The organism is Streptomyces sp. NPDC002536 (genome assembly GCF_053594995.1).
Genome location: NZ_JBSFWU010000027.1, coordinates 68,497 through 77,217 on the forward strand (window position 1 = coordinate 68,497; position 8,721 = coordinate 77,217).

Sequence of the window (8,721 nt, forward strand, 5' to 3'; positions counted from 1 at the left end):
GGACCACGTGAGCAGCAAGGTTCCCGGGGTACCGGCGGCGCCGGGGCGTGTGCCCCTGCTCGGCCACACCCTGGCTCTCTGGCGGGACCCCTTGGGCTTCCTGGAGTCACTGCACAGGGCAGGGGACACGGTCCGGGTGGACCTCGGCACCTGGCCGGTGTACTTCGTCACCTCTCCCGAACTCGTCCGCGACGTCCTGGTCAATCGTGCGCGCGGTTTCGACCGGGGGCGGCACGCCGACCGGGTACGGCAGTTGTTCGGCAACGGACTCGCCACGTCCGACGGGGAGTTCCACGACCGTCAACGGCGCCTCGTGCGCCCTGCTTTCCACCGCAGCAGGGTGGCAGGCTGGACCGAGACCATGGCCCGCCATGCGCGCGACCTGGCGGAGTCGTGGCGGCCCGGGCAGGTCGTCGAACTGAACCGGGTGATCACCGAACTGGTGCTGGCCACCTTCGCCGAAGCGATGTTCGCATCTCGCATGGCGCGCCCGGCCGTCGAGGAGATGCAGCGCTCGTTGCCGGTGATCATGCGTGACGCCGTCACCCGGGCCGTGTTGCCGAAATTTCTGGACCACGTGCCCGTCCCCGTCAACCGCCGGTTCGACACCGCCGCTGCCCGCCTGCGTCGGGAGTTCGACCAGGTGATCGCACGGTACAAGGAGGCCGGCGCCGATCACGGCGACTTGCTGTCCCTCCTCCTGGCGGCGCGCGACGCCGACACCGGCGAGGCCATGGACCCGGAGCAGGTCCGGGACGAACTCGTCACGATCACAGTGGCCGCCACGGAGACCACGTCCGCGGCACTTGCCTGGGCCTTCCATGAACTGGGCCGTGCACCCGACGCGGACCGGCGGCTGCACGCGGAGATCAGTGAATCCGTCGGCACGGATGCGGACTACGCCGATCCCGACGTCCTCCCGTACACCACGGCGGTGCTGAATGAAGTCCTGCGCCTGCATGCCATCCCGTTGTCGATGCGCAGGGCCAGGGAACCCGTGGAACTCGGTGGGGTATGCATCCCCGAGGGCAGCGAGGTCGCCTTCAGCATCTACGCGCTCCACCGCGATCCCCGGCGCTATCCGGACCCGCACCGCTTCACCCCGGACCGCTGGCTCGCCCCGCATGCCGGCTGGCCGGCCCGGGGCGCCTTCATCCCGTTCGGCGCAGGCAACCGGAAGTGCCTGGGCGACTCCTTCGCCTGGGCCGAGATGACCGTGGCCCTTGCCGCGATCGTGTCCCGCTGGCGCCTGCGGCCCGTGGCCGGGAGCACTCCGCGCGAGATCCGGTCGGTCAGCATCCCCCGGCCGTCGTCACTGCTGATGACGGCGGTGCCGCGGGGCGCGTAACGGGCCCCTGTCGAGAGACCCCCGCTCACGAGATATCTTGATGTCGAGCAATGTTACAGACGTGAAGCGGAGCACCCGGTGACTGACTCGACGATCATCTATACGCACACTGACGAGGCCCCCGCCCTCGCGACGTACTCGTTCCTGCCGGTGGTCCGGGCGTACGCCGCCACGGCCGGGGTCGCCGTCGAGACCCGTGACATCTCGCTGGCCGGCCGGATCATCGCGAGCTTCCCCGAGCACCTGGAGGAGGGGCAGCGCATCGGCGACGCCCTCGCCGAGCTCGGTCAGCTGGCCAAGACGCCCGGGGCCAACATCATCAAGCTGCCGAACATCTCGGCCTCGATCCCGCAGCTGAAGGCCGCGGTCGCCGAGCTGCAGCAGCAGGGCTACGCGCTGCCGGACTACCCGGACGACCCGAAGTCGGACGAGGAGCGCGAGATCCGCGCCCGCTACGACAAGATCAAGGGCAGCGCCGTCAACCCGGTCCTGCGCGAGGGCAACTCCGACCGCCGCGCCCCCGCGTCGGTCAAGAACTACGCCAAGACGCACCCGCACCGCATGGGCGCCTGGACCCCCGAGTCCAAGACGAACGTCACCACCATGGACGCCGACGACTTCCGCTCCACCGAGAAGTCCGTCGTGATCGCCGAGGACGGCGCCCTGCGCATCGAGCTCGTCGGTGACGACGGCTCCACCACCGTGCTGCGCGAGTCGGTGCCCGTGCTCGCGGGCGAGGTCGTGGACGCGTCCGTCATGCGCGTCGCCGCCCTGCGCGAGTTCCTCTCGGCCCAGGTCGCCCGGGCCAAGGCCGAGGGTGTGCTGTTCTCCGTGCACCTGAAGGCCACGATGATGAAGGTCTCCGACCCGATCATCTTCGGTCACGTGGTGCGGGCCTTCTTCCCGAAGACCTTCGCCGCCTTCGGCGCGGACCTGGCCGCGGCCGGCCTGACCCCGAACGACGGCCTCGGCGGCATCTTCAAGGGCCTGGAGTCGCTGGCGAACGGCGCCGAGATCAAGGCGTCCTTCGACGCCGAGCTCGCCGAGGGCCCGGCCCTGGCGATGGTCGACTCGGACAAGGGCATCACCAACCTGCACGTGCCGAGCGACGTCATCGTCGACGCCTCCATGCCGGCCATGATCCGCACCTCCGGCCACATGTGGGGCCCGGACGGCCAGGAGGCCGACACCCTCGCGGTGCTGCCGGACAGCAGCTACTCCGGCGTGTACCAGGCCGTCATCGAGGACTGCCGCGCCCACGGCGCCTACGACCCGGCCACCATGGGCTCCGTCGCGAACGTCGGCCTCATGGCGCAGAAGGCCGAGGAGTACGGCAGCCACGACAAGACCTTCGAGATCCCGGTCACCGGCACCGTCCGCCTGGTCGACCAGGCCGGCAACGCCGTCCTGGAGCAGGTCGTCTCGGCCGGCGACATCTTCCGCGCCTGCCAGGCCAAGGACGCCCCGATCAAGGACTGGGTCAAGCTGGCCGTCACCCGCGCCCGCGCCACCGGCTCCCCGGCGGTCTTCTGGCTGGACGCCACCCGCGCCCACGACGCCAACCTGATCGCCAAGGTCGAGCAGTACCTGACCGAGCACGACACCGAGGGCCTGGACATCCGCATCCTGGCGCCTGTCGAGGCCACCAAGCTCTCCATCGAGCGCATCCGCCGCGGCGAGGACACGATCTCCGTCACCGGCAACGTGCTCCGTGACTACCTGACCGACCTGTTCCCGATCCTGGAGCTGGGCACCAGCGCCAAGATGCTGTCGGTCGTCCCGCTGATGGCGGGCGGCGGCCTGTTCGAGACGGGCGCCGGCGGTTCCGCGCCGAAGCACGTCCAGCAGCTGGTCAAGGAGAACTACCTGCGCTGGGACTCGCTGGGCGAGTTCTTCGCGCTGGTGCCGTCCCTGGAGCAGTTCGCGAAGACCACGGGCAACCAGCGTGCCCAGGTGCTCGCCGACACCCTCGACCGCGCCACGGCGACCTTCCTCAACGAGGACAAGTCCCCGACGCGTCGCGTCGGCGGCATCGACAACCGCGGCAGCCACTTCTACCTGTCCCTGTTCTGGGCCCAGGAGCTGGCGAAGCAGACCGACGACGCGGAGCTGGCCAAGGCCTTCGCCCCGCTCGCCGAGACGCTCACCGCCAACGAGCAGAAGATCGTGGACGAGCTGAACGCCGTCCAGGGCAAGCCCGTCGAGATCGGTGGCTACTACCAGCCCGACCCGGCCAAGGCCGCGGCCGTGATGCGTCCGTCCGAGACGTTCAACCAGGCCATCGCCTCGCTGGTCTGACGCTCCGTCAGCTCGGCCCGTAGCGCGCAGCGCACCGCACCGCCCCGACCGGCATTCCGCCGGCCGGGGCGGTTCTGTTTTTCCGGCCGGTTCTTTTCGGTGCGGCCGAAAATGGTCCATGAGTATTCGATTCCGCTTTATTTCAAGGTTTATTCACTCGGCAAAGTCTTGAATGGACTCAGACAAGTGCGGTACACATGTGACTCGTGTGCCACCCGTGGTGCCTGAGACTTTGCTGGGGAAAGGGAAGTGATGCCGAGTACTCCATTGCCGGAGACGCTCCACGTCCTGCGTACGCGGAGCGTGCTGCGGAATTACTCCGACGAACCCGTCGACGACGCGACCGTCGGGCAGCTGCTGGAATGCATGCTGGCTGCACCCACCGCCTCCAACAAGCAGGCGTGGTCGTTCGTCGTGGTGCGGGAGCCGGAAAACGTGCGGCGGCTCAGGGCGTTCTCGCCAGGAATGATCGGAACGCCCGCATTCATTGTCGTGGCCTGTGTCGACCGGCGTATGGCGGCCGGCTTTTCCGGCGGTATTTCACGGAAGATCTACGAGACGTCCAAGCTCTGCGTCGCCATGGCGGTGGAGAACCTGCTGCTCTCCGCGCACGCCATGGGGCTGGGCGGCTGCCCGGTCAGCAGCTTCCGGGAGGAGGTGGTCCGGCTGCTGCTGGACCTGCCGGAATACCTGGAGCCGCTGCTGCTGGTGCCCGTCGGCCGCCCCGCGCAGGTGCCCACGCCGTCCGACCGTCGTGACAAGAACGAGGTGATCAGCTATGAAACCTGGGGAAACGGTGCTGTCGCAGAACCGACTGCATGAGGAAATAGCCCTCCTGGCCGCCTATCTCCTGAGCAGCGGCCGCGGGCTCCTCGAAGAGCCCGCGGACTACGGCGCGTTCCGCTGTGCGGACGCCGCCCGCCGCACGCTGGAGATCCTGGAGCGGGCCGGAGCGAGCACCCCCGGGCTCACCGCGGTGCGGGAGCGCCTGGACGGGGTCATGTTCTCGCCCATGGGCGGCGACATCGATCTCGCCGGAATTCTCGACGAATTGTGCCTGCAGACCGCCACCGCACTGCAGGAGCCCACGTCATGACGGAGGGTGTCTTTACGCAGTCCCCGGCCCCGTCCCCGGCCCCGACCCTGGTGATGGATGCGGAGCCGCTCAGCGAACGGTGCCACACCTTATGGCGGCGCGGCGAACACGCCCTCATCGGCATCAGCGCGGGCAACAGCTATTTCAACCAGGACCGGCTCACCGCCCTCCTGTCCTGGGCGGGCCATGCCTTCGAACAGATCGACGTCGTGTACGTCGACACCCATATCGACTCGATGCTCGTCGCCGACGGCCGCACTCCGGAGAACGCCGCCAAATCGGTGCGGACCACGCTCAAGGACGTCCGGCGCAGAATCCGGCGGGCGTTGGAGCGGCTGGGGCCGGACGCCGCGCGTTTCCGGGTACGGGCCCTGTCCGAGCTGATGGACCTGCCCGTCTACCGGGCCGTGACGGAGCGGACCGACCGGGCCATCGACGAGGATGCGGAATTCGCCCCGATCTGCGAGGCGATGGTGCAGCAGATCGTCGAGCACCGCCCCGGCGCCGACGGCACCGTCACCCCCGCCCACATCCAGGCCGGGCTCGACTACCTCAAGGCCGAGGCCCCGCTCTTCGTGGACTCGCCCGCCATCTTCGGAGTCTCCTCCTCGGTCGTCCTGTACCACATGAGGACACCCATCTCCGAGCATCTCGCCCGGCACACCGAGGGGTTCGCCGCCGCGCCGGGACAGGGGTTCGTCGTCGTGAGGCCGGCCGAGGCGGCGCTCGCCACGGCGACCGCAGCGTGAGACGGAGCCCCTGAGAAGCCCCTGAGGCGCAACGCCCTTCCGCCGCTCGGACCGTAGGGTCGAACTTGTCGTTGTTCGAACCTTACGTAAAGAGTGCGCACGCTCCCTGCCGTGCGGCCACAGAAGGGCGGTCCTGCGGTGGAGCTTCCGCGCGTCGAGTTCAAGGTGCTGGGGCCCCTGGCGGCGCATGCCGACAGCCGTGCCCTGCCGCTCGGCGGCCCCAAACAGCGGACCCTGCTCGCGATGCTGCTCGTCAACGCCGGGACCCCGGTCTCCGTGGACCGGCTGAGCGACGCGGCCTGGGGTACGGCCCCGCCGGCGTCGGCCCAGGCCAACGTCCGCAGTTACGTCGCTGTCCTGCGCCGAGTGCTCAACCCGGCCTCCGGAGAGGACAGGTTGAGCCTCGGCCACGGCGGCTACCGGCTGCAGCTGCGCCACGGCGAACTGGACCTGCACCGGTTCGACGAACTCGCCGCGCGGGGCCGCGCCGCCCTGGCCGCCGGGGAGTATCGGGCCGCGGCCCAGACGCTGCAGGAGGCACTGGCGCTGTGGCGCGGCGCCCCGTACGAAGGCGTCGTGCACCACGACGCCCTGCGCATCGAGGCCGCCCGCATCGAGGAGGCGCGGCTGGCCGCACTCGAAGACTACGCCGAGGCGCGGCTGGCGCTCGGCGAACCCCGCGAACTCACCGGCCTGTTGCACACGGAAGTGGCCCGCTACCCGCTGCGCGAGTCGCTGTGGGCCCGGCTGATGGTCGCTCAGTACCGCTGGCACGGCCCGGGCGACGCCCTGAAGTCCTACGCCCGCGCCCGCGCCGTCCTGCGCGACGAACTCGGCCTCGAACCCGGCTCCGAACTCCGCCGCCTGCACCGCGCCGTGCTCGCCCGGGATCCCGCGCTGGGCGCCCCGCCCGACCCCGCCCCGCCCGTGCACGCCGGGGTCGTCTGGCAGTTCAGAAGCCAACTCCCCGCGGACGAGACCGACTTCGTCGGCCGGGACCGGGTGCTGGCGCGAGCCCGCGGGCTGCTCGACCCGTCGCCCGGCACGCCCTTCCGGACGGGCTCGCCCTGCGCCGTGCCCGTCGTCGTCCTCACCGGCCTGCCCGGCGTCGGCAAGACGACCCTCGCCACCCGGCTCGCCCACCGGATGCGGGACGCCTTCCCCGACGGCCGGCTCTTCCTGCACCTGGACGGCGCCCGCGGCCCCCACCGCGACGCCGGCGCGATCCTCGCCGACCTGCTGCTCGGCCTGGGCGTCTCCGGCTCGTCCATCCCCGAGGCGACCGAGGACCGCGCGGCGATGTTCCGTTCGCTGCTGTCCGGCCGCAAGGTGCTGGTGCTGCTCGACGACGCCCGCGACGAGGCCCAGATCCGTCCGCTGCTGCCCGGCACCCCGGGCTCCGCGGCCCTGGTCACCAGCCGGGCCCGGCTGACCGGGCTGACCGGCGCGGAACTCGTCGACATCGACCCGTTCGACGACACGGAGGCGCAGGACCTGCTGCAACGCATCGTCGGCCCCCGGCGGCTCGCCGCCGAACCGGCGGAGACCGAGCGGATCCTGGCCAGCTGCGCCGGACTGCCGCTGGCCCTGCGGGTGACCGCGGCACGGCTCGCGAGCCGCCCGCACTGGCGGATCCGGCGCCTGGCCGACCGGCTCGCCGACGAACAGACCCTGCTGGCGGAGCTCACGGTCGGCGACCTCGCCGTCCGCACCAGCGTCGCCGCCAGCTACCACGGCCTGGCGCCCGACGCCGCCCGCGCGTTCCGCGCCGTCGGCATGCTCCCCTCGCCGGAGTTCCCCGGATGGGCCCTCGCCGCCCTGCTCGGCGCCCCCGACCCGGACGACGCGACGGACGTCCTGCTCGACGCGAACCTGCTCCAGGTCGAGGGCATCGACGTCCAGGGCCAGCCGCGCTTCCGGATGCACGACCTGCTCCACGTCTACGCCGCCGAACGCGCCCTCGCCGAGGAGCCGGCGGTCGGCCGGCAGGCCGCGGTGGCCCGGGTCCTGGACGGCTGGCTCTCCCGGGTCCGCGCGGCCGGCCACCAGCTCATCCGCGGCGGCACGGACGGCCAACTCCCGCAGGAGGAAGGAGACTTGGTCGGCTGGCTGGAGGGGGAGCGCACCAACCTCGTCACCGCGGCCCGGTTCGCCGCGGAGTCCGGATACTGCACGCACGCCGCCGCGCTCGCCTCCGCCATGGAGGACGTCTGCCACGTACGGAACTGGTGGGACGAGTGGGAACACGTGGCGCGGGCCGCACTCGCCTGCGCCGAAGCGGTCGGCGACGCCGTCGCCGCCGCGGTCGCCCAGGGCTCCCTCGCCCGCGTCTCGGGCGTCCGCGGCCGGGTGGACGACGCCATGACCCGGTACGCCACCGCCATCGCGCAGTTGGACGAACTGGGGGAGGCGCACCACGCCGCCCGGCTGCGCATCCACCGCAGCATCGCCGTCGCCGACCGGGGCATGGCGGACCTCGCCCACGACGACGCGGCCTCCGCGGCCGCCGTGATGAGCCGGCTCGGCGACGAGCACGGCCGCGTCATCGCCCTGCGCAGCCTCGCCTTCGCGCTCGTCTGCCAGGGGCGCGGGGCCGAGGCCGTCGACACCCTGGCACCCGCCCTGGAGACGGCCGAACGCCTCGGACACCCGCTCGCCCTCGCCGACATCCTGCAACTGCTCGCCTGGGCCGAACTCTCCGCCGGCCGCACCGACCGGGCCGCCGGCCACCTCGACCGCGCCCTCGTCCTCTTCCGCAAGGTGCGGCACCGCCCCGGGGAGGCCTACGCGCTGATGACCCTCGGCCGTGCACACGCCGAGCACGGCCCCGGACCGGCCGCTGCCGCCCGGGCACTGGGACCGCTCCGCGCGGCGGCCGCCGTCTTCACCGAACTCGGCGAACGCCGCGGCACCGCCTTCACCGACTACTGGCTCGGCCGCGCCCACACCGCCCTCGGCGACCTCGGCGCCGCGGCCGACCACCTCAACCGGGCCCTGACCGGGTTCCGCAGCCTGCGCATGCCGTACTGGGCGGGCCTCGCCCAACGGGAGCTCGGAGGTCCGCCAGCGCGCGCCTAGGGCGAGTCCGCCCCGTCAGGGGCGCGGGGAACTGCGCGAGCAACCACGATGCGCCTGCAGCCGACGTCCCCGAGGCGGTGCGTCGGCTGCAGGCCGTCGGTGGCTGATCGCGCAGTTCCCCGCGCCCCTGACGGGGCGGACTCGCCCTAGGC

The 8,721-nt window shown here is 71.6% G+C and carries 6 protein-coding genes; all 6 read left to right on the forward strand.

The window, feature by feature from the left end; genetic code table 11:
* Window positions 1-7: 7 nt before the first annotated feature.
* The gene (locus ACWD4B_RS12990) at window positions 8-1,348 is read left to right on the forward strand and encodes a cytochrome P450 (RefSeq protein ID WP_451420818.1); all 1,341 of its coding nucleotides are present in this window, start codon (window positions 8-10) and stop codon (window positions 1,346-1,348) included.
* A gap of 78 nt (window positions 1,349-1,426) precedes the next feature.
* Complete coding sequence (locus tag ACWD4B_RS12995; protein ID WP_451420819.1) at window positions 1,427-3,646, forward strand: NADP-dependent isocitrate dehydrogenase; 2,220 nt, start codon at window positions 1,427-1,429, stop codon at window positions 3,644-3,646.
* A 252-nt stretch (window positions 3,647-3,898) separates the two neighbouring features.
* A complete protein-coding gene (locus tag ACWD4B_RS13000; protein ID WP_451420820.1) occupies window positions 3,899-4,468 on the forward strand; it encodes a nitroreductase family protein in 570 nt (189 codons plus the stop codon).
* A complete protein-coding gene (locus tag ACWD4B_RS13005; protein WP_451420821.1) occupies window positions 4,425-4,742 on the forward strand; it encodes a DUF6092 family protein in 318 nt (105 codons plus the stop codon). The genes ACWD4B_RS13000 and ACWD4B_RS13005 overlap by 44 nt, the downstream gene beginning before the upstream one ends.
* Window positions 4,739-5,491 carry a tRNA-dependent cyclodipeptide synthase gene (locus ACWD4B_RS13010; RefSeq protein WP_451420822.1) on the forward strand — a complete coding sequence of 251 codons (753 nt, stop codon included), beginning with the start codon at window positions 4,739-4,741 and terminating at the stop codon, window positions 5,489-5,491. Before ACWD4B_RS13005 ends, ACWD4B_RS13010 begins: the two co-directional genes overlap by 4 nt.
* Before the next feature lie 111 nt (window positions 5,492-5,602).
* Entirely contained in the window at window positions 5,603-8,569 is a 2,967-nt protein-coding gene (locus tag ACWD4B_RS13015; protein ID WP_451420823.1) for a BTAD domain-containing putative transcriptional regulator, read from the forward strand.
* The last annotated feature ends 152 nt before the right edge of the window (window positions 8,570-8,721 follow it).

What these genes read in the sequence shown, in the direction of transcription:
- ACWD4B_RS13000 (WP_451420820.1), top strand. Translation starts at nt 3,899, where the DNA reads ATGCCGAGTACTCCATTGCCGGAGACGCTCCACGTCCTGCGTACGCGG.
- ACWD4B_RS13005 (WP_451420821.1), top strand. Translation starts at nt 4,425, where the DNA reads ATGAAACCTGGGGAAACGGTGCTGTCGCAGAACCGACTGCATGAGGAA.
- ACWD4B_RS13010 (WP_451420822.1), top strand. Translation starts at nt 4,739, where the DNA reads ATGACGGAGGGTGTCTTTACGCAGTCCCCGGCCCCGTCCCCGGCCCCG.